This is a genomic window from Microbacterium sp. NPDC089320, assembly GCF_040684875.1.
Lineage (GTDB): Bacteria > Actinomycetota > Actinomycetes > Actinomycetales > Microbacteriaceae > Microbacterium.
The window spans coordinates 177,625-195,991 of record NZ_JBFBGY010000005.1; the positions used below are offsets into that span (position 1 = coordinate 177,625).

Genomic DNA, 18,367 nt, shown 5'->3' on the forward strand with positions numbered 1-18,367 from the left:
CAACGCTGCCGTTCGGAGACGAGTTCTGGTCTTATTGACCACGCCCGAATGACACATTGACGGCAACGAGCCTTCATCCTCCACACCCACCGCGAGATCGTCTGTAGGCCATTTGGGGGACAGGAATCTCGCGAGCCAGCCTCATCGGCTCGCGCGCCACTGAACACATCAGCACAGTCCCTCAATGGAGGCGAACCACCCGACGATGTATGCCGGTATGTAGCGCTGCTGGCAGAGATTTCGGTGCTCGAGCACGAGACTCAGCAGGTGCGTCGGGCTTCGGTTCCCCTTTTCCGAAACGAAGAATCGGACAGTCGAGCGGAGCGCCTTTCAGCGCGCGGCTGGAACTCAGAGCATCGCGACGAACCGCACCAGCGTCGGGTGGACCCGCAGCCGGATCCGATCGCCGACCGCCAGCCCTCCTGCCGCAGCCAGCGACAGGTCGACCGCGCCCGCATCGGTGTGCACGCGCGCGCCGACGAGGGTGGGCTCGATGCGCGTCACCACCGCCGGCCACGACTCCGCACCCTCCTCGGCGAGCCGCACGTCGCCCGGCCGGAACACGGCGGCGAGCGCGACACCGTCGGTCGTCGCGAGCGCACGCGAGGCCGGATCGTCACTGGTCAGCAGCACCTCGCCGCTGCGCCACCCTCCCCCGCTCGCGACGCCCACCAGCCGGTTCAGCCCGGCGACCGAGGCGATGAAACCGGATGCAGGGGCGGCGAGCACTTCCCGCACCGGCCCCTCCTGGGTGACGCGACCGCCCTCCACCACGATCAGCCGGTCGGCGAGCGCGACGGCATCCGCGGCGTCGTGCGTGACGGCGACGGTCGTCGTCGAGACGAGCTGGTCGCGCAGCATCCGCCTGATGTCGCCGGCCGTCTCGGGGTCGAGGGCGACGAGCGGTTCGTCGAGCAGCACGACGCGAGGGGATGCGGCGAGGGCGCGAGCCACGGCGACGCGCTGCTGCTCACCGCCCGACAGCTCGTGCGGCATCCGCTCTCCCGAGCCGGGAAGCCCGACCCGTGCCAGCCATTCGTCGGCGCCGGAACGCGCGGCACGAATCTCGGCACCGACCGACCGCGGCCCGAAGGCCACGTTCTCGCGCGCCGAGAGATGGGGGAACAGCCGGGGCTTCTGCCCGAGCAGCACGACGCCGCGATGCATCGGCTCGGAGCGCACCCGGGGCCTCGCGACCCGATCGACGACTCGGCCCTCGACGGCGATCTCACCCGCGCGCAGCGGTTCGAGTCCCGCGAGTGTCTGCAGCAGCGTCGACTTGCCGGCGCCGCTGGGTCCCATCACCGCGACCGTCTCACCCGCGCCCACCTGCAGCGAGACATCGACCGCGAAGTGCTCGCGCGGCACGACCACATGCGCGCGCAGCCCATCCCCCGCGCTCATCGCGCCGACCCCGGTCGCCAGCCCCGTACGAGCAGCAGCACGAGGATCGCGGTGACGAGCAGCAGCAGCGCGAGCGCGACCGCGGCACCCTGAGTGACGCCGGCCCCGTTGAAGGCGGTGTAGATCGCGAGCGGCATGGTCTGCGTGACGCCCGGACGGTTGCCCGCGAACAGCGCGGTGGCCCCGAACTCGCCGATCGCCCGTGCGAAGCAGAGCACGACCCCGGCGACGATCCCCGGCGCCGCGAGCGGCAGGGTGATGCGGCGCAGGATCGTCCAGCGCCCCGCCCCCAGGGCAGCCGCCGTGCGCTCGTACTCGACACCCGACGTGCGCACGGCACCCTCGACCGCCAGCACCAGGAACGGCAGCGCCACGAACGTCTGAGCGAGGATGACGGCCGGGGTGCTGAACGAGAGCCCCAGCGCGCCGAACCACCCCGCCCTGCCGAACAGGTAGAGGAGTGCGACGCCGCCGACCATGGGCGGCAGCACCAGGGGAACCGTGACCGCCGCTCGCAGCACGGCCGCCAGGCGCGGACCGGAACGAGCGATCGTCAGTGCGAGAGGCACGCCGATCACGATGCACAGAAGGGTCGCGACGAGGCCGGTGCCGAGCGAGAGCAGCAGCGCCGAGCGCGCGGCCTCCGACGTCACGTCGGCGATGAACGTCGACCACTCGACACGGGCCACCAGAGCAGCGAGCGGAAGGACGAGGAAGGCGAGACCGATCAGAGCCGGGATCGCCAGCGCACGCGGCGCGTATCCTCGCGCTCCGGCCGCACTCACGGTGCTCCGAACCCGAAGTCCGCCAGGATGCGCTGCCCCTCGTCCGACAGCACGAACGCGACGAACGCCTCGGCGGCCGCGGAGTTCGGAGCCTCCGACAGCGCCGCGATCGGGTAGTGGTTCACGACGTCATCGGCACCGTCGGGGACGATCGCCTCGACATCGTCGCGGCCGACGACGTCCGTCGCGTACACGAGTCCGGCGTCGGCCTCGCCCGCCGCGACCTTGGTGAGCACGGCAGTGACGTTCTGCTCGAGGCTCGCCGCCTCGACCGTGACACTGGCATTCGAGAGCAGCGTCGCGGATGCGGCACCGCACGGCACCTCGGGAGCGCACAGCACCGTGGTGACGTCGGCGAGGTCATCGAGGGTCTCGACGCCCGCGGGGTTGCCTGCGGGAACGGCGATCACGAGTGTGTTGGACGCGAACAGCGCCGGGTCGATCGCGGCGTCCTCGAGTTTGTCCATGTTGGCCTCGTCGGCCGAGGCGAACACGTCGGCGGGAGCGCCCTCGACCAGCTGGGTGACCAGAGTCGACGATCCGTCGTACACGGCGCTGACGTCGACGTCGGGATTCGCCTCTGTGAACGCCGCGCCGATCTCGTCGAATGCGCCCGAGAGCGACGCGGCCGCGTAGACCGTGAGCTCACCGCTCACGGTGCTCTCTGGCGTGCCACCGGAGTCGGCGGGGGCCGGGGTGCCGGCGGCGCACCCCGTGAGGGCGAGCGCTGCGGTGACCAGGGCTGCCGTCACCGTGCGACGGAGAGTGCGATTCATGAGTCAGTCTTTCGGCACTTCGACGACGACGTTCGTCGCCTTGACGGATGCGGTGGCGAGCGAGCCCACCTCGAGGTGCAGTTCGCGGGCGGCCTCGGCCGACATGAGTGACACGACGCGGTGGGGTCCGGACTGCAGGTCCACCTGCGCCATGACGCCGTCGATCTGCACGCGCGTGACGATGCCGACGAAGCGGTTGCGGGCACTCGAGAGCGCATGATCCGACTCGTGCGCCTCTTCCGCCAGCTCCACCGCGCGTGCGGCGAGTGCGTCTCCGGGCACCTCGGCGGGGACGGCGTCGGTCGTCGGCAGCACGCCCTGATCGATCCAGCGCCGCACCGTGTCGTCGCTCACTCCGAGCAGCTGTGCCGCGCGGGCGATCCGGAAGCTCTGCATGACTGCCAAGTTACCGCAGAAGCGGACACACACAGAGAAAAAATCCGCATGTGCGGAAAGAAACCCGCGATTGCGGCATCCGCCGGCCCTCACGTACGACACAATCACCCCCGACCGGCCGCATTCGCTCACCCCGGGCATAGCCTGGTGCCATGCAGCCGCTCGTCGCTCCCGCGCCCGCCCTCGACCCGGCCGAACTCGTCCGCACCGCCCGGCACGCCGTGCTCGCGGGCATCGGAGAGGACGGGCAGCGCCGGCTGGCGGCGGCCCACGTCACCGTGGTCGGCGCGGGCGGCCTCGGCTCCCCCGTGCTCCTTGCCCTCGCCGCGGCAGGAATCGGGAGCATCACCGTGATCGACGACGACATTGTCGAACTGACCAACCTGCAGCGCCAGTTGGCCCACCGCGTCGAAGACATCGGCCGCCCCAAGACCACCTCGGCCGCCCGCGCGATCAGCGCGCTGTCGCCGGGAGCAGAGGTGGTGACGGCATCCGAGCGACTCGACGCCGAGAACGCCGAGCGTCTGTTCGCCGGAGCCGACATCGTGGTCGACACGAGCGACTCCTTCGCGACCCGCCGCGACGTCGCCGCCGCGACCGACGCGCTCGGCATCCCTCTCGTGTGGGGTGCCGTGCAGGAGTGGCACGCGCAGGCCACCGTGTTCTGGTCGAATCCGCCCGAGGGTCACGCGCCCGTCGTGCTCGCCGATCTCTTCCCGCTGGGCACCGAGGGCGAGCCGCCCAGCTGCGCGCAGGTCGGCGTTCTCGGCGCCCTGTGCGTGCAGGTGGGCGGGATGCTGGCGGGCGAGGTCGTGAAACTCATCACCGGCGCGGGCGAGCCGCTGCTCGGCCGGCTCGCGATGATCGACTCCCTCACGTCGAGACAGCACGAGATCTCGATCCGTCCGGCGGTGTCGGCATGAGCGCCGCGGGCGGCGGTCGCCGATCGGTCGAGGATCAGCTCGCGCGCGTGCTCGATGCCGTGCGCCCACTGCCAGCGGAGACTCGGGCGATCCGAGATGCGGCGCAGCGCACCCTGGCCGCGCCGGCGACGGCAGCCCACGACATCCCCCTGTTCGACAACTCCGCGATGGACGGCTTCGCCGTGCGCGCGGCGGACGTCGCCTCGGCATCCGAGGAGAACCCTGTCGTGCTCCGTGTCGTGGCGGACCTGCCCGCCGGAGTGTCGGACGACCCGGCACTCGCCCCCGGCGAGGCGGCACGGATCATGACCGGCTCTCCGGCCCCGGCTGCGGCGGATGCGATCGTGCCGTTCGAAGACACCGCGGGCGGTCTCGCCGACTCGCTCGGCGAGGTGCGGGTGCTGCGCGCACCGGCGTCTGCCGGAGCGTTCATCCGCCGTCGCGGTGCCGACCTGCACGCCGGTGACCCGGTGGGGCTCGCCGGGGAGCGTCTAGGAGCGTTCCAGCTGTCCGCCGCTGTCGCCGCCGGAGTCGAGAGCGTGTCGGTGACCCGCGCGCCCCGGGTGGCCGTCATCTCCACCGGCAGCGAGCTGCTCGAGCCCGGTGAGCCCGCGACGCGCGGCCGCATCCCCGATTCCAACGGTCCGCTGCTCGAGCTCCTCGTCGCGGATGCCGACGCCGAGGTCGTGCTCGTCGCCCGCGTCAGGGATGACGCCGAGGCCGTGCGCGCCGTGACGGCGACCGCGGTCGAGCGCGGCGCCGACGTGATCGTGTTCACCGGCGGGGTGAGCGCGGGTGCGTACGAGCCGGTGCGTGGCGCGTTCGACGGTCGTGGCGAGGTCGAGTTCGCGAGTGTCGCGATGCAGCCGGGCAAGCCGCAGGCCTTCGGCGTGCTCGACACCGGCACCCTCGTGTTCGGCCTGCCCGGCAACCCCGTGAGCGTGGCGGTGTCGTTCGAGGTGTTCGTGCGCCCCGCGCTGCTGGCGCTGCAGGGTCGCTCCGCGATCCACCGTCCGCGCGCATCATTCACCGCGGATGCCGCGTGGACAACCCCGCCCGGCCGTCGCCAGTACCTGCCCGCCGTCGTCGATCTCGCGAACAGAACGGTGCGCCCGGCGACGTCGGGCGGCTCGGGCTCGCACCTGGCCGGTGGACTCGCGCGCGCCCACGCGTTCGCCGTCGTGCCGGCAGAGGTCGAGGCCGTCGCCGTGGGCGACGCGATCGATGTCATGCTGGTCGGATGAGCTTCACGCACCTCGATTCGGCCGGCCATGCCCACATGGTCGATGTGACCGGCAAGCAGCCGACCGTCCGTTCCGCCACGGCACGCGGCTTCGTGCGCTGCAGCGCCGAGGTCATCGCCGCCCTGCGCGACGGCACCGCTCCCAAGGGCGACGTGCTCGCGGTCGCCCGCATCGCCGGCATCCAGGCCGCCAAGTCGACACCCGCTCTACTGCCCCTCGCCCACGTGATCGGCGTGCACCGCGCGTCGGTCGAGCTCGACATCGTCGACGACGGCGTGCACGTCGAGGCCACCGTCGGCACAGCCGACCGCACGGGCGTCGAGATGGAAGCGCTGACGGCCGTCTCGGTGAGCGCGCTCGCGATCGTCGACATGATCAAGGGCCTCGATCGCTCGGTCGTCATCGAAGACGTGCGCATCGTCGCCAAGTCGGGCGGGCGCTCAGGCGACTGGGTGCGCGAGGGAGAGTCGCGATGACCACGCGAGTGCGTTACTTCGCAGCCGCCGCAGAGGCTGCCGGCACCGATTCCGAGGACCGCGGCGAACGCTCGCTCGAGCAGCTGCGCGCGGCCGTGATCGTCGAACACCCGGCCCTCGCCGACATCCTTCCGCGGTGCGCCGTCATGGTCGACGGCGTCCGCAGCGACGACGATGTGCCGCTCGACGACGCCCAGCTGATCGACGTGCTCCCGCCGTTCGCCGGGGGCTGAGCCGACACCTGGGCCCGGCGATTCAGCCGCCTATGCCCTTCCATGACGTGGTGCCGTCGGACTCGACCTGACGCTTCCACACGGGCAGCGAGGTCTTGATGTCTTCGATGACCGCGCGGCACACGTCGAAGGCCTCGGCGCGGTGCTCGGCGGCCACCGCGATGACCACGGCCGCGTCCCCGACGTCGAGGCGGCCGATGCGGTGGCTCACGGCCACCACCACTCGGGCGTCGCCCACCGCATCCGCAGCCGCCTCCTCGGCGATGCGTCGCAGGGTCGCCTCAGCGTCGGGGTGAGAGCTGTATTCGAGTCCGACCACCGGGGTGGTCGCGTCGGGGTCGTTGTCGCGCACGCGCCCGATGAAGGTCGTCACCCCGCCCAGGGCGGCGTCATCGACCGCCGCGAGATGCGCGTCGACGTCGAGCTGCTGCTCCGAGATCGCGGCGATCCGCACCTCGTTCATGAGTGGTCACCGCCCTCGACCTGGTCGACCACGTGTCGGGCGACGGTGAGGACGACGGGCACCCCGGATGCCACGGCTCGCGGAGACCCCGGAAGGTTCACCACGAGCGATCCGGCGGGGTCGACGATGCCGGCCACGCCGCGAGAGAGCACCGACAGCGGAGTGTCGGCGAGACCGCTGCGCCGCAGCTCCTCGGCGATGCCGGGAACCTCTCGGGTGATCACCCGACGCGTTCCCTCCGGCGTCTCGTCGCGCGGGCTCACGCCGGTCCCCCCGGTCGTCACGATCAACCGCACGCCGCGCGCGACCGCCCGGCGCAGCGCGTCGGCGACGGACGTGGCACCGTCGGCGATGACCTCGGCATCTGGGCAATGCCACCCGGCATCCCGCAGCAGCGCGACGGCGATCGGCCCGCCTCTGTCTTCGCGTTCACCCGCGAAGGATCGATCCGAGACAGTGATCACGCAGGCGGGGAGCGACGTCATGGCTCCACCCTAGGCGCTGGCCGAACTCGACGAGCGGGCCTCACGAGACGCGAATGAGCGACCGCTGCCACCCCGACGAGCCGTTCGGCGCGATCGGCGCCCGCTCCTCGATCTGCATGTCGCCGTTCTTGTTGATCGCCCGCACGGCCACATAGTGCGTGCCCGGGGTGGCATCCCACTCCATGAACCACTGCACCCACGTGTTCTCGTTGATCGGGGCCGACAGCGTGGCCGGCATCCAGTCGCCCTCGTCGATGCGCACCTCGACGCGCTCGATGCCCACGGTCTGCGCCCACGCGACGCCTGCGATCGGAATGCGACCAGCATCGACCGCCTGGCCGACCTTGGGGGTGTCGACGCGCGAGGCGAACTTGATCGGCGCCTCGGCGCTGTAGCCGCGGGGCGTCCAGTAGGCCTCGTCCTTCTCGAACGTGGTCACCTTCAGCTCGGTCAGCCACTTCGTCGCCGAGACGTAGCCGTAGAGACCCGGCACGACCATGCGCACCGGGAAGCCGTGCTCGAGCGGCAGCGGCTCGCCGTTCATGCCGACCGCGAGGATCGCATCGAGGTTGTCGTCGGTCAGCGCCGACAGCGGCGTGCTCGCGGTGTATCCGTCGACGCTCTTCGACAGCACCATGTCGGCGCCGGACTTCACGCCCGCCTTCTTGAGCACATCGCGCAGGGGAACACCGAGCCACTTCGCGTTGCCGACCAGGTCGCCGCCGACCTCGTTCGACACGCAGGTCAGGGTGATCGCGTACTCGTCGAGCCCCATGTCGAGGATGTCCTGGAAGCTCATCTCGACACGCTGATCGACCATGCCGTCGATCACGAGACGCCAGGTGCTGGGGTCGATAGTGGGCACGGTCAGCGCGGTGTCGACGCGGTAGAAGTCCTCATTGGGGGTGAACAGCTTGCTCAAGCCCGGGATGTCGAGCTCGGCGCCCTTCGGCACCTCGACGGTCGACTTCGGAGACGGCAGCTTGAGCGCCTCGCGGATGTTCGCGACGGAGGCGACCGTCATGCTGACCGTGCGCGACGCGATGCCGACGACGACCGCCGAGACGCTCGCGATCCCCGCGAGGATGAAGAACTGTCGACGACCCAGGGCCTTCGGGGTCTGCTCGGCATCCTGGCCCACTGTCTCGCCGTCGGTCGTCCCCGCGGAAACCGCGGATGCCCTCCACGCCTTCAGGCGCCGGATCAGCAGGACGATCAGGATCGACCCTGCGATGGTGCCGAGCACCGGGGGCAGGAAGGCGAGGGGCGTGACTCCCGCCCTGGTCACGATCGCCGCGGTGGAGAGCGCGCCTGCGACCACGAGGGCGATCACGCCGAGCGGGGGGCGGAGCAGCTGAAGGATTCCGGCGATCGCCGACGCGATCACCACCGCGAGACCGAGGCCGACCAGCAGAGCGATCTTGTCGTACTCGCCGAAGGTCGCGATCGCGAACTCCTTGAACGGCTGCGGCACGATGTCGATCACGAACCCGCCGACCGCGAGGATGGGGCTCGCTGAGCGCGCGAAGATCAGCGCGAACAGCTCCGCGGTCGCCAGGAAGACGGCACCGCTGATCACGCCCGAGAGCGCTGCCCAGAGGATGAATCGTCTGCCCTTGCTGCGCTGTGGGGCTTTGCTGCGCTGTGCCATGGTCTGCTCCTTCGCACCGCCGACGGTGTGGTCAGCGGTTGTTCGGAGCGGAGGCGCGAACGGATGGTCGCGGGCGAGGGTGCGTCAGAGGCGGCGCGCGGTGATCGTGTCGCGGTCCTGCAGCTGGCGCAGGGTGCGCAGGCATCGCGAGCACAGGATCTCGACGCGACGCGGGTGGTTCTCGCCGCAGACGCAGTCGACCGAGACCCGCCACTTGGCCTTGCGTCCGCAGGCGGCATAGGCCTCGTCGTCGCCGTGGTCGCACTCGCAGAGCTGGCGTCCGCGGTCGAGGCCCGGAACCTCTACGAGGGTCCGTTCGAGGTCGGCGACCGGGGGCTGCTGCGTTTTCACCACCTGCCGATGTTCCCAGGGGCGAGTGGCGCGCGCAACATCGTCGCCGCGTCAGACCTGCACGACGTGCGGCGGGGGCGGCGGAGCGAGCTGGCGCTGCGGCACCCCGTGGGCCTCGCGGTGCAGACGCTCCATGCGGCTGTCGAGCTCGGCGGCGGCCTCGGCCGCATCGGTCAGGCTGTCGACGAGGTGCGAGGGCACCTGGTTCGAGAACTTGTAGTAGATCTTGTGCTCGAGGCTGGCCCAGAAGTCCATCGCGATCGTCCGGAACTGCACCTCGACGGGCACCGCGAGCGCCCCGGTCGACAGGAACACCGGCACCTCGATGATCGCGTGCAGGCTCTTGTAGCCGTTCTCCTTCGGAGTGGCGATGTAGTCCTTGACGGTGCGCACGGTCACGTCGTCCTGTGCCGTGAGCAGGTCGAACAGGCGGTACACGTCGGCGACGAAGCTGCAGGTCACGCGCACGCCGGCGATATCGGTGATCTCGGAGCGGATGCGCTCGAAGTCCGGCTCGACGATGCCCTTGCGGGCGATCTTCTCGACGATGCTGTCGGGGGTCTTCAGCCGGCTCTTGACGTGCTCGATCGGGTTGTACGCGTGGTGGTGGGTGAACTCGTCGCGAAGGATCGAGATCTTCGTCTCGACCTCTCGCATCCCGAATTCGTACTCGCGCAGGAAGCGCTGGAACTCATCGCGGAGCTCCCGAGTCTGCTGGATCGCATCATCGGTGAGCTGAAGGGACGTCATGCATCCGACGTTACGCGTTCGTGATCGGCGCAGGCTGTGCATCGCCGATGAGAATCTCCACCCGGTGCGGTCTTGACGATGTCGGAGGCCGGGTCTAGAACGGACGACATGGCTACCCCAGGCGAGAAGTGGACAGAGGCGTACGTCGAGGCATGGCGATCGAACGATCCGCAGCAGATCGCCGCGCTCTTCAGTGAAGACGCGATCTACCTCACGAGTCCCGACGCCGAGCCGCGGGTCGGTCGGGCAGACATAGTCGCCGGCTGGCTGGAGGATCTCGACGAACCGGGCACGTGGACGTTCGAGTGGTGGATCGTCCGTGAAGACGACGAGTTCGTGGCGATCGAGGGACGCACCAAGTACCCGGCCGAGCGCGACTACGTGAACCTCTGGATCGTCCGACTGGATGCCGAGGGCCGGGCGACCGCGTTCACCGAGTGGTACATGCCGCGCCCCCATTCCGAGTGACCGCGTGGGCAGCGTGAGGATTCCGTTAGGGAGGACCGAGCACCCGTAGGGATTCCGTGAGGAACGCGTGAGGAAGCCGTTCGCGGGCGTAATGTCGCCCGACGTGTCAGATGAAACCCGGGACAACCTCGACGCTCCTCCTCGCGTGAAGCGCATCCTCATCGGCGACCCGCTGACGAGTGCGCAGGTCGACGATCAGCTGCTCCCGAAGAAGATGGCACTGCCGATCTTCGCGTCGGACGCACTCAGCTCGGTGGCCTACGCGCCGCAGGAGCTCGTGATGATCCTGCTGATCGGCGGGCTCACCTTCCTCTCGTTCACGCCTCTCGTCGCGATCGCCGTCGTGGTGCTGCTCATCGTGGTGGTGCTCAGCTACCGACAGCTCATCAAGGCCTACCCCTCGGGCGGCGGCGACTACGAGGTCGCGTCGAAGAACCTCGGCGAGATCCCCGGCGTCATCGTTGCCTCAGCGCTGCTGGTCGACTATGTGCTGACGGTCGCCGTGTCGGTGGCATCGGGCGTCGACAACATCATCTCGGCCGTGCCGGGCCTCGATCCGCTGCGGGTCGAGCTGGCGGTGGGGTTCGTGATCCTCATCATCATCGTGAACCTGCGCGGCGTGCGCGAGGCCTCGCTCGTCTTCGCCATCCCGACCTACGTCTTCATCGGTTCGGTCGGCTTCATGATCGTCACCGGACTCTTCCGCACGTTCCTCGGCGACGCGCCGGTCGCCTCGAGCGCCGAGTTCGCCGTGCACTCCGAAGACCTGGGCCAGGCCGCGGTCATCCTCCTCATCCTGCGGGCGTTCTCGAGCGGATGCTCGGCCCTCACGGGCGTCGAGGCCGTCTCGAACGGCGTGCCCGCGTTCCGCACCCCGAAGGTCCGCAACGCACAGACCACGCTGGTGCTGATGGGGTCCATCGCCGCGTGCCTGTTCGCCGGGCTCACCGCTCTGGCCCTGATCACCGGAGTGCACTACGCCGAGAACCCGTGCGACCTGATCGGCTTCGACTGCTCGAACCCGCAGCCGAGCCTCATGGCGCAGATCGCCTCGGCGACGTTCGGCGGGGGCAGCATCCTGTTCTTCATCATCCAGGCGGCGACCGCCTGCGTGCTGCTGCTCGCGGCCAACACCGCCTTCAACGGGTTCCCGCTGCTGGGATCGGTGCTCGCCCGCGACGGGTATGCACCCAAGTCGCTGAACACCCGCGGCGACCGCCTGGTGTTCTCCAACGGCATGATCGTGCTCGGCATCGCCGCGATCGCGGTGCTCGTGGTGTTCCAGGCGAAGCTCACCACGCTGATCCAGCTCTACATCATCGGCGTCTTCGTGTCGTTCTCGCTGGGGCAGATCGGCATGGTGCGGCACTGGCGACGCGTGCTCCGGGGACCGGCGGAGAAGACGCCCGGGTCGGGCATCGACGGCGCCTCGGCATCCGACCGCCGCTCGGCGAAGATCGGACTCGTCATCAACTCCGTGGGCGCTGCGATGACGGTCGCGGTGCTGCTGATCGTGACGATCACGAAGTTCACGCACGGCGCCTACCTGGTGTTCTTCGCGATCCCGGTGCTGGCGTTCCTGATGATGGGTGTGAAGCGGTATTACCGCGACGTCGAGCATGAGATCGCGATCGACGATACGACCAAGTTCGGAGCGACGGGCGACCTGGCGATCGTGCTCGTCAACCGCCTGCAGAAGCCGGTCATCAAGGCCATCGACTATGCGATCGCGGCCAAGCACGGCAAGACGCTGGCGGTGCACGTGGCCGTCGCATCCGACGATGCCGCGCAGCTGCAGAAGGACTGGGCAGACCACCTCGTGCCCGTTCCGCTGGTGATCGTCGAGTCGCCGTTCCGCTCGTTCGCCCAGCCGGTGACGCAGTTCATCAAGCAGTACCGCGAGAAGCACGGCTCGTCGGTGGTCACGGTCTACCTGCCGCAGTACATCGTGGGGCACTGGTGGGAGACGTTCCTGCACAACCGGCGTTCGCGCCGCCTGGCCAACCAGCTGATGCTCGTGCACGGGGTGTCGATCACCCTCGTGCCGTGGCTGCTCGACTCGTCGGAGCTGATCTACGGCCGGCGCTCGCGCCCGTTGCCCGGCCAGGAGCGCGCAGGTCGCCCTGTCGTCGTGAGCGGCCGCCGCGCGCACCGGCCCGAGGGCCCGCCCGAGAACTGACGTCGGTCGCTTCGTCGCTTCGGCCCGCGTCGCGCTGATTCCAGTCGCAGTTGGTGCCGCTCCGGATGCGTTCCGGTCGCAGTTGGTGCCGCTCCAGGTCCGTTCCGGCGGCACGAACTGCGACCGGAACGGGGAGGAGACGGATGCCGGCCTATGGCCCCCGTCAATAGGCTGGGTCGATGACCGATTCGCCGCACGCCGACGTCTGGCCGCTCCGCACCGAGCGGCTGCTGATCCGGCCGATGACCGAGGTCGATGTCGACGCGATGTGGAAGTGGCGTCGCCTGCCCGAGGTGAACCGGTGGCTCGGACTCGCACCGGCCACGATCGAGGAGTTCCGCGAGCGGTACCGCGACCCGGCGCGGCTCGGGTCGATGCACATCGTCGAGCTGGTCGCGGAGAGCGGTGAGGCCACCCCGGTCGGCGACATCATGATCAGGCTCGGCGACGGGTGGGCGCAGCTCGAGGTCGCCGATCAGGCGAAGGGCGTCGAGGCCGAGCTCGGCTGGGTGCTCGACCCCGCCCACACGGGGCGCGGCTATGCGACCGAGGCCATCCGCGCGGTGATCGACGTCTGCTTCGGCCCGTGGGGGCTTCGCCGCGTGCACGCCGGATGCTTCGCCGATAACGAGCCCTCCTGGCGCCTGATGGAGCGACTCGGCATGCGCCGCGAGGAATTCAGCCGCAAGACCGCTCTGCATCGCTCGGGCCAATGGCTCGACGGCATGAACTACGGCATCCTCACCGAGGAGTGGGCATCAACCGGTCATGGCTCGGTCACGCCGTCGACCACGAACGTGTAGAGGTCTCGCACCAGATCCGTCGCTTCCAGACGGTCGCGATCGCGCGCCGCGGCGACCAGTGCGTCGACCACCGAGCGCAGCATCGCCGGGTTGCGGGGCCGGCTGAGCGAGCGGATGCCGAGCATCAGCGCCGTGCGCTTCGCCGCGTGCAGAGCGCTCAGATGGCGGTTGCGCGAGAACTCGGCGAGCATGTCGAGCAGTTCCCAGAGACCCTCCGCTCCCACGACCTGGTCGCTGTCATCGGTCGCCCAGAGCTCACGGATCGCCGCCGCCCGCTCGGCGAGCTCGTCGATCTGCACCTCGGTCGCCTCCGCGATGCCGAGGTCGGCGGCGGCGACCGACAGGCCGGAGCACTCGGCCGCGACCGCGACGAACCACGCCGGGGTCGGTGTCACCACCACTGATGCCCGGTGCAGCCGGTGCTCGATCAGGTGCATCGCTTCGAGCGTTCCGAGAGCTGATCGCACGGTGCCGGCGGCGACGTTGAGCCGCTGCGCGAGGGCGGTGACCGAGAGGGGATCGCCGGGCGCCAGTTCACCCGACACGATCGATCGCGTGAGCGAGTCGACGACGGCATCCGACCGGGAGCTGATGACGGGGAGGGGCTGTTCCGCCCCTCGCAGCAATCGCGTGGAGTTCAGCCTGTCGATCCGCCGGTCGGGCATGTCAGTCCTCGGGTGGTCGGCTGGCGGGTGTCGACCCACCGGAGTCCGAGACGGATGCCGCGAGCGCCGCCGCGCGCAGCGGTTCGATCGTCGACCTCAGGAAAAGTGGCTCGATGAGGTCTCGCACCCCCATGCCGTTGCGTCGGTCGAGCAGCGTCCGCAGCGTCTTGAGAGCCGTGCGCATGTAGTCGATCAGCTCGTCGGCCACCGGTTGCGCGGGCACGGTCCTGGTGAGGTGCAGCACCAGCTGCCCGTCGAGGATGTCGATCATCGTCTGGTTGTGGGCGTTGAGCACGAACTCGCCCCACAACGCGTACCAGAGGCTCAACCCCTCGCGACTCGAGGTTCCTGCGAGATCGGCGGCGAGCAGTCCGTCGATTCGCGCGTGCAGGGAGGCGACCTGTTCGTCGGTGTAAGTCGGCACCGCTTTGATCGCGGAGTATCCGATCATCGCGACAGCGGTCTCGACGCGGTCGGCCTGGGCCTCGAGGTCGACCGGCGCGACGCGCGTGAACCTGTTGGTGCTGACCTCGATGAGTCCGAGGTCGGCGAGGCGGTTGAGAGCCTCGCGGATGGGCGTGCGGGAGACGCCGTATTCGGCCTGCAGATCCTGGTCGCGGATCTCTTCGAGCGGCTGCATGCGTCCCGAGATGATCTCTTCGGCGAGCGTCGCGAAGACCTGGTCGCGGATCAGCTGCCGCGGCCGGATCGGCAGAGATGCGCTGCTGTCGCCCACGGGCACACACTATGCCGGTGTCGTGCTGCTGCACCATACATCAGGCACTGAAGTTTCACCGGATCGCACGAGGTGTGCGTAGCGTTGTTGGCGTAGGGCAGCGACCCTCACCCGGCACCCACTCCCCATGACGTGCCGCGGACCTCCCCCAGATCCCGTGACCTGAGTCGCTGCCCTTTTCCTCACCCTGCGGCCGGCGCGGGCGGTTATCAGCCGCCGACGACCGCCAGCACGAGCGTTGCGACGAGCACCGTCGGCACCGCGACGATCGCACCCCAGAGCATCAGGCTGCCCCAGCGGATCTCGACACCCAGCGACACCACCCTGTGATGCCACAACAGCGTGGCGAGCGACGCCCACGGTGTGATCAGCGGGCCGAGGTTCACCCCGATCAGCAGCGCCATGAGGGCGAGAGGGTCGCCGGCGGCAGGCTCGAGGATCAGGTAGGCGGGCAGGTTGTTCACGCCGTTCGCCGCGAGCGCGCCGGCCGCCGAGAGACGCAGCAGCTCAGCGGGCGAGTTGCCGCTCGTCGCGAGGACCGAGAGGAAGTCGAGAAGCCCGTTCGCGTGTGCCGTCTCGACCACGACGAACAGCGCTGCCGCCAGGCCGATCGCCTGCCACGGCACGAGCGACAGGCGCAGCACGTGACGGCGACGGATGCCGAAGAACACGACGAGGGCGAGTGCCGCGATCGTCGCGGGAATCCAGACGTCGTGGGTCAGCGCGAGCAGGGGCATGAGCACAAGCAGGATGCCGGAGGCCGCCCAGAACAGCACCCGGTCGGATGGGTCACCGCCGGTCGGCGTCCGGTAGTGGCCGAAGAGCGTGCGCCTGTGTCGCAGCGTGAGGATCACGACGGGCACCAGTACTCCGACGAGTGTCGGCGCCCAGCTGAGGGCGAGGAACGCGAGGGGATCGTCACCGATCGACGGTGCCGCGAGCAGATTCGTGAGGTTCGACACGGGAAGAGCGAGGGATGCCGTGTTAGCCAGCCACACGGTGACCAGCGCGAACGGCAGCGGAGGGATGCCGACGCGCTGCGCCAGCACGACCACCACCGGCGTCACGATCACGGCCGTGGTGTCGAGCGACAGGAACACCGTGCTGACGACGGCGAGCACCACGACCGACAGCCAGAGCAGGAGGACCCGACCGCGCCCCCAGCGCGCCAGGCGCTGCGCGACGACATCGAACACCGCGGCATCTCGCGCAAGCTCGGCGACGATCGTGATCGCGACGACGAATCCGAGCACAGGCGCGATGCGGGCGCCGAGCGCCTCGGCATCCGAGGCCGGCAGAATGCCGGTGACGATGCAGACCAGGGCCACGGCGATGAGCGCCAAGACGATGATCGTCCCCGCTCCCAGCCGCCGTCGCGTCGCACTCACTCGCTGAGTGTAGAGCCGGTGGGGTGTGATCCGGTGAGTGTCCGGGACCGCCGCGCCCCATCCGCTGATGCTTGCGGCGCACTGGGCGAAGGATCTGATCGCACTCCGGAAGGCGTTCACCGGGATTTCTCACTTGCGTCTGCTCCTACGCTAGTGGGGGTTCATCTCGAGCGCTTCCCTCATGAGCCGAGCGAGGAGAACGACGTTGCGGCTACGCCCGACGGTGACGGCCAGAGGCACCCGTCGACCTGTCACGCGCTCCACCTCGATCATGCGCAGGGAACCGATGAACGGGAGCCATCCGACGCCATCGCCACCCGCACCGTAGTAGCGAGTCACATCGAAGGCCGAGACCTGCCCGCGAGTGAAGGAGTAGCGGCGAAACCACGACACCACGACTACTTCGCCAGGCCCAGCCCACACGCCAAGGAAGAACGACCGAAGGAGTGCGGCCACGGCGATACCGTACACCGGCACTCCAATCCACCAGTACTCCGAGCCCCAGCTGACCACGACGAACAGGCCACTAGCCGCCGCACCCCAGAGCAAACTGCCCAGCCGGGCACCTCGACCGGAACCTCTCACCTTCCCCACGAGCGTCCCATCGCCCTATAAGGCTTGCCCCAGTTGACAGTCCACACTGCAGCCACTGGCTTGGCTGCGTAGCTCGCCGAGCCGACCATAACGTTTGCCACCCCGTTTCCGAGCCATCGATTGTTCGACCGCACCTGCTGAGTCACTGCGCGGATCGTTGCGCGATTCGGCCGTGCAGCCGACACTCCCACGTGCAGCGTTCGATTGGCAATGGCGCCTGCCGAGGCCGCATTCAGGGCCCGAACGGCCGCACCCCCTCCGACAGAGCTTGCCACCATTGCCACGGCCGATACGGCGGCTTCGCCGAGGCGCCCTTGCACAACGTAGGCAGCTGTCTCAATCGCACCACACGCCATGCCAACAGCGCCCGGGATGAATCCGCATGCGAACATCAACGCGTTGCCCGCGGGACTATCCGTAATCCACTTTGCCGCGTCATCCCACCAAGCTCTGCCGCTGAGGTCGTGCCCGTTGATGGGATCGGTGGGCCACGATTAGTCATTCGCGCCGCCGCCCTCAACGGGGTCGACTTGCAGGAACCGGCCCAGCGCGGGCACGTACAACCGGACACCCATCTCGACCACGAGTGTCGATCCCACCGACTCCGCTGGCTTCAAGGCGCCCTGATGCCACAGCGTATTTCCCGCGACCTGACCGGTGTCATTCGACGCCGCCGTGCCGACCGCGAACGTCACCGGGTCCACCGGCTGCCCGAACGGATCCCACAGCAGCAACGCCCCATTCGTCCCACTCGACCGGGTCATCAACCCGTGACCGGCAAGATTCGGGAACGACCACGTCACCGTGCCCGCCTGACTCGTCCACGACACCCCACCCGGCAACCCCACACTGCGGGTCAGGGCAGTGCCGACCTTCTGGCCCCACGCCGCATCCCCCGCCGCCGCGAACAGATACCGCGTCACCACCGCAGGAGCAGACCCCGCCGGATCCGTAGTCCGCGACACGATACGCCCCGTCGAATCCCGCACTATCACCACGGTCGAACCATCCGCATACGTCGTCCCGACATGGCGGTTCGCAGCGTCGTAGGTGAACTGCATGTCGCCCAGACGCGTCGTGTTGCCCCGCGCGTCGTAGACGATCTCCGCCGCCGGAACACCATCCGCCACACTCGACGCGCCCGGGATTGCCCCCGTCACCGCCGTCGACCGCAACCGGTCAGCCCAGTCGTAGCAGTACGAGGTCTGCGTCGTCACCGCGGCCTGACCCGGCGCCGTCCACATGAGCCACCTGGCTCAGCGTCGACCATTTGGATATGCCACCTGCTACCGGAACGGTGGCGACCGTTAGGAGTCAGATTCATCCGATCGCATGCCATTCAGAACGCGTCCCATTGCGTTTCGCGTTTCATCCTCCGTCGCGCCGCGCAGTGCTGAGCCGCTAGGTGGAACCACTGTAAACGTCGCTTCCTTGCCTGTCTTGAGCTCAATGACTAGTCGGTTGAAGTGGGTACTGTCCGCAGTTCGGAACGACACTCCAGCAATGTCGCGCAACGGGATGGAACGCACAGTGATCTGTCGTGAACCGACCGGCACCGTTCGCTGGGATAGCACCAAGCTCTTGCCTCTACGTATCA

General features: G+C 69.0%; 21 protein-coding genes. 7 read left to right on the forward strand and 14 right to left on the reverse strand.

The annotated features are described in order from the left end of the window. Positions 1-348: 348 nt before the first annotated feature. The 4 genes from AB0N61_RS14925 to AB0N61_RS14940 are packed head-to-tail and all read right to left on the reverse strand — an operon-like array spanning position 349 to position 3,361. On the reverse strand, positions 349-1,404 hold the full coding sequence (locus AB0N61_RS14925; RefSeq protein WP_363365129.1) for an ABC transporter ATP-binding protein: 1,056 nt from the start codon (positions 1,402-1,404) through the stop codon (positions 349-351). Then, positions 1,401-2,189: a molybdate ABC transporter permease subunit gene (gene modB / locus AB0N61_RS14930; protein ID WP_363365130.1), complete on the reverse strand. Its 789-nt coding sequence runs from the start codon at positions 2,187-2,189 to the stop codon at positions 1,401-1,403. Before modB ends, AB0N61_RS14925 begins: the two co-directional genes overlap by 4 nt. After that, complete coding sequence (gene modA / locus AB0N61_RS14935) at positions 2,186-2,965, reverse strand: molybdate ABC transporter substrate-binding protein (RefSeq protein ID WP_363365131.1); 780 nt, start codon at positions 2,963-2,965, stop codon at positions 2,186-2,188. The genes modB and modA overlap by 4 nt, the downstream gene beginning before the upstream one ends. A 3-nt stretch (positions 2,966-2,968) precedes the next feature. After that, a complete protein-coding gene (locus AB0N61_RS14940; RefSeq protein WP_363365132.1) occupies positions 2,969-3,361 on the reverse strand; it encodes a TOBE domain-containing protein in 393 nt (130 codons plus the stop codon). Between the two features lie 152 nt (positions 3,362-3,513). On the opposite strand from AB0N61_RS14940, the gene AB0N61_RS14945 reads away from it, so the two are divergent. The 4 genes from AB0N61_RS14945 to AB0N61_RS14960 are packed head-to-tail and all read left to right on the forward strand — an operon-like array spanning position 3,514 to position 6,237. Next, on the forward strand, positions 3,514-4,284 hold the full coding sequence (locus AB0N61_RS14945) for a HesA/MoeB/ThiF family protein (RefSeq protein ID WP_363365133.1): 771 nt from the start codon (positions 3,514-3,516) through the stop codon (positions 4,282-4,284). Next, positions 4,281-5,528 (forward strand): gephyrin-like molybdotransferase Glp, encoded by a 1,248-nt coding sequence (gene glp / locus AB0N61_RS14950; RefSeq protein WP_363365134.1) that lies wholly within the window; start codon positions 4,281-4,283, stop codon positions 5,526-5,528. Before AB0N61_RS14945 ends, glp begins: the two co-directional genes overlap by 4 nt. Next, entirely contained in the window at positions 5,525-6,004 is a 480-nt protein-coding gene (gene moaC, locus AB0N61_RS14955; protein WP_363365135.1) for a cyclic pyranopterin monophosphate synthase MoaC, read from the forward strand. The genes glp and moaC overlap by 4 nt, the downstream gene beginning before the upstream one ends. Beyond that, entirely contained in the window at positions 6,001-6,237 is a 237-nt protein-coding gene (locus tag AB0N61_RS14960; protein ID WP_363365136.1) for a MoaD/ThiS family protein, read from the forward strand. Before moaC ends, AB0N61_RS14960 begins: the two co-directional genes overlap by 4 nt. A 22-nt stretch (positions 6,238-6,259) precedes the next feature. On the opposite strand, the gene AB0N61_RS14965 is transcribed toward AB0N61_RS14960, so the two are convergent. The 5 genes from AB0N61_RS14965 to AB0N61_RS14985 all read right to left on the reverse strand — a co-directional run bounded on the left by AB0N61_RS14965 (position 6,260) and on the right by AB0N61_RS14985 (position 9,937). Beyond that, the gene (locus AB0N61_RS14965; protein WP_363365137.1) at positions 6,260-6,700 is read right to left on the reverse strand and encodes a molybdenum cofactor biosynthesis protein MoaE; all 441 of its coding nucleotides are present in this window, start codon (positions 6,698-6,700) and stop codon (positions 6,260-6,262) included. Continuing rightward, positions 6,697-7,185 carry a MogA/MoaB family molybdenum cofactor biosynthesis protein gene (locus AB0N61_RS14970; protein ID WP_167946898.1) on the reverse strand — a complete coding sequence of 163 codons (489 nt, stop codon included), beginning with the start codon at positions 7,183-7,185 and terminating at the stop codon, positions 6,697-6,699. Before AB0N61_RS14970 ends, AB0N61_RS14965 begins: the two co-directional genes overlap by 4 nt. Positions 7,186-7,225: 40 nt before the next feature. Then, entirely contained in the window at positions 7,226-8,836 is a 1,611-nt protein-coding gene (locus AB0N61_RS14975) for a molybdopterin-dependent oxidoreductase (RefSeq protein ID WP_363365138.1), read from the reverse strand. A gap of 84 nt (positions 8,837-8,920) precedes the next feature. Next, the gene (locus AB0N61_RS14980; protein WP_363365139.1) at positions 8,921-9,190 is read right to left on the reverse strand and encodes a hypothetical protein; all 270 of its coding nucleotides are present in this window, start codon (positions 9,188-9,190) and stop codon (positions 8,921-8,923) included. A 48-nt stretch (positions 9,191-9,238) separates the two neighbouring features. Continuing rightward, positions 9,239-9,937 carry a GTP pyrophosphokinase family protein gene (locus AB0N61_RS14985; RefSeq protein WP_053098552.1) on the reverse strand — a complete coding sequence of 233 codons (699 nt, stop codon included), beginning with the start codon at positions 9,935-9,937 and terminating at the stop codon, positions 9,239-9,241. A gap of 108 nt (positions 9,938-10,045) precedes the next feature. Here AB0N61_RS14985 and AB0N61_RS14990 point away from each other — a divergent pair, with 108 nt between their 5' ends. From AB0N61_RS14990 to AB0N61_RS15000, 3 genes are all read left to right on the forward strand, one after another. Further along, positions 10,046-10,405: a nuclear transport factor 2 family protein gene (locus AB0N61_RS14990; protein ID WP_363365140.1), complete on the forward strand. Its 360-nt coding sequence runs from the start codon at positions 10,046-10,048 to the stop codon at positions 10,403-10,405. Between the two features lie 91 nt (positions 10,406-10,496). Continuing rightward, complete coding sequence (locus tag AB0N61_RS14995; protein WP_363365395.1) at positions 10,497-12,584, forward strand: APC family permease; 2,088 nt, start codon at positions 10,497-10,499, stop codon at positions 12,582-12,584. Positions 12,585-12,763: 179 nt separating this feature from the next. Continuing rightward, positions 12,764-13,387: a GNAT family protein gene (locus AB0N61_RS15000; protein WP_363365141.1), complete on the forward strand. Its 624-nt coding sequence runs from the start codon at positions 12,764-12,766 to the stop codon at positions 13,385-13,387. Here AB0N61_RS15000 and AB0N61_RS15005 read toward each other — a convergent pair. The 5 genes from AB0N61_RS15005 to AB0N61_RS15025 all read right to left on the reverse strand — a co-directional run bounded on the left by AB0N61_RS15005 (position 13,351) and on the right by AB0N61_RS15025 (position 18,014). Further along, positions 13,351-14,052 carry a GntR family transcriptional regulator gene (locus AB0N61_RS15005; protein ID WP_363365142.1) on the reverse strand — a complete coding sequence of 234 codons (702 nt, stop codon included), beginning with the start codon at positions 14,050-14,052 and terminating at the stop codon, positions 13,351-13,353. The genes AB0N61_RS15000 and AB0N61_RS15005 overlap by 37 nt on opposite strands. A gap of 1 nt (position 14,053) precedes the next feature. Next, positions 14,054-14,788 carry a GntR family transcriptional regulator gene (locus tag AB0N61_RS15010; protein WP_363365143.1) on the reverse strand — a complete coding sequence of 245 codons (735 nt, stop codon included), beginning with the start codon at positions 14,786-14,788 and terminating at the stop codon, positions 14,054-14,056. Positions 14,789-14,997: 209 nt separating this feature from the next. Then, the gene (locus tag AB0N61_RS15015; protein WP_363365144.1) at positions 14,998-16,176 is read right to left on the reverse strand and encodes an SLC13 family permease; all 1,179 of its coding nucleotides are present in this window, start codon (positions 16,174-16,176) and stop codon (positions 14,998-15,000) included. A 150-nt stretch (positions 16,177-16,326) separates the two neighbouring features. Then, positions 16,327-16,632: a hypothetical protein gene (locus tag AB0N61_RS15020; RefSeq protein ID WP_363365145.1), complete on the reverse strand. Its 306-nt coding sequence runs from the start codon at positions 16,630-16,632 to the stop codon at positions 16,327-16,329. Positions 16,633-17,264: 632 nt separating this feature from the next. Further along, positions 17,265-18,014: a hypothetical protein gene (locus tag AB0N61_RS15025; RefSeq protein WP_363365146.1), complete on the reverse strand. Its 750-nt coding sequence runs from the start codon at positions 18,012-18,014 to the stop codon at positions 17,265-17,267. Positions 18,015-18,367 lie beyond the last annotated feature (353 nt).

What these genes read in the sequence shown, in the direction of transcription:
- AB0N61_RS14970 (WP_167946898.1), bottom strand. Translation starts at nt 7,185, where the DNA reads ATGACGTCGCTCCCCGCCTGCGTGATCACTGTCTCGGATCGATCCTTC.
- AB0N61_RS14925 (WP_363365129.1), bottom strand. Translation starts at nt 1,404, where the DNA reads ATGAGCGCGGGGGATGGGCTGCGCGCGCATGTGGTCGTGCCGCGCGAG.
- AB0N61_RS14995 (WP_363365395.1), top strand. Translation starts at nt 10,497, where the DNA reads ATGTCGCCCGACGTGTCAGATGAAACCCGGGACAACCTCGACGCTCCT.
- AB0N61_RS14990 (WP_363365140.1), top strand. Translation starts at nt 10,046, where the DNA reads ATGGCTACCCCAGGCGAGAAGTGGACAGAGGCGTACGTCGAGGCATGG.
- AB0N61_RS15000 (WP_363365141.1), top strand. Translation starts at nt 12,764, where the DNA reads ATGACCGATTCGCCGCACGCCGACGTCTGGCCGCTCCGCACCGAGCGG.
- AB0N61_RS15005 (WP_363365142.1), bottom strand. Translation starts at nt 14,052, where the DNA reads ATGCCCGACCGGCGGATCGACAGGCTGAACTCCACGCGATTGCTGCGA.
- AB0N61_RS14975 (WP_363365138.1), bottom strand. Translation starts at nt 8,836, where the DNA reads ATGGCACAGCGCAGCAAAGCCCCACAGCGCAGCAAGGGCAGACGATTC.
- AB0N61_RS14985 (WP_053098552.1), bottom strand. Translation starts at nt 9,937, where the DNA reads ATGACGTCCCTTCAGCTCACCGATGATGCGATCCAGCAGACTCGGGAG.
- AB0N61_RS14945 (WP_363365133.1), top strand. Translation starts at nt 3,514, where the DNA reads ATGCAGCCGCTCGTCGCTCCCGCGCCCGCCCTCGACCCGGCCGAACTC.
- moaC (WP_363365135.1), top strand. Translation starts at nt 5,525, where the DNA reads ATGAGCTTCACGCACCTCGATTCGGCCGGCCATGCCCACATGGTCGAT.
- modA (WP_363365131.1), bottom strand. Translation starts at nt 2,965, where the DNA reads ATGAATCGCACTCTCCGTCGCACGGTGACGGCAGCCCTGGTCACCGCA.
- glp (WP_363365134.1), top strand. Translation starts at nt 4,281, where the DNA reads ATGAGCGCCGCGGGCGGCGGTCGCCGATCGGTCGAGGATCAGCTCGCG.
- AB0N61_RS14960 (WP_363365136.1), top strand. Translation starts at nt 6,001, where the DNA reads ATGACCACGCGAGTGCGTTACTTCGCAGCCGCCGCAGAGGCTGCCGGC.
- AB0N61_RS14965 (WP_363365137.1), bottom strand. Translation starts at nt 6,700, where the DNA reads ATGAACGAGGTGCGGATCGCCGCGATCTCGGAGCAGCAGCTCGACGTC.
- AB0N61_RS15025 (WP_363365146.1), bottom strand. Translation starts at nt 18,014, where the DNA reads ATGTGGACGGCGCCGGGTCAGGCCGCGGTGACGACGCAGACCTCGTAC.
- AB0N61_RS14940 (WP_363365132.1), bottom strand. Translation starts at nt 3,361, where the DNA reads ATGCAGAGCTTCCGGATCGCCCGCGCGGCACAGCTGCTCGGAGTGAGC.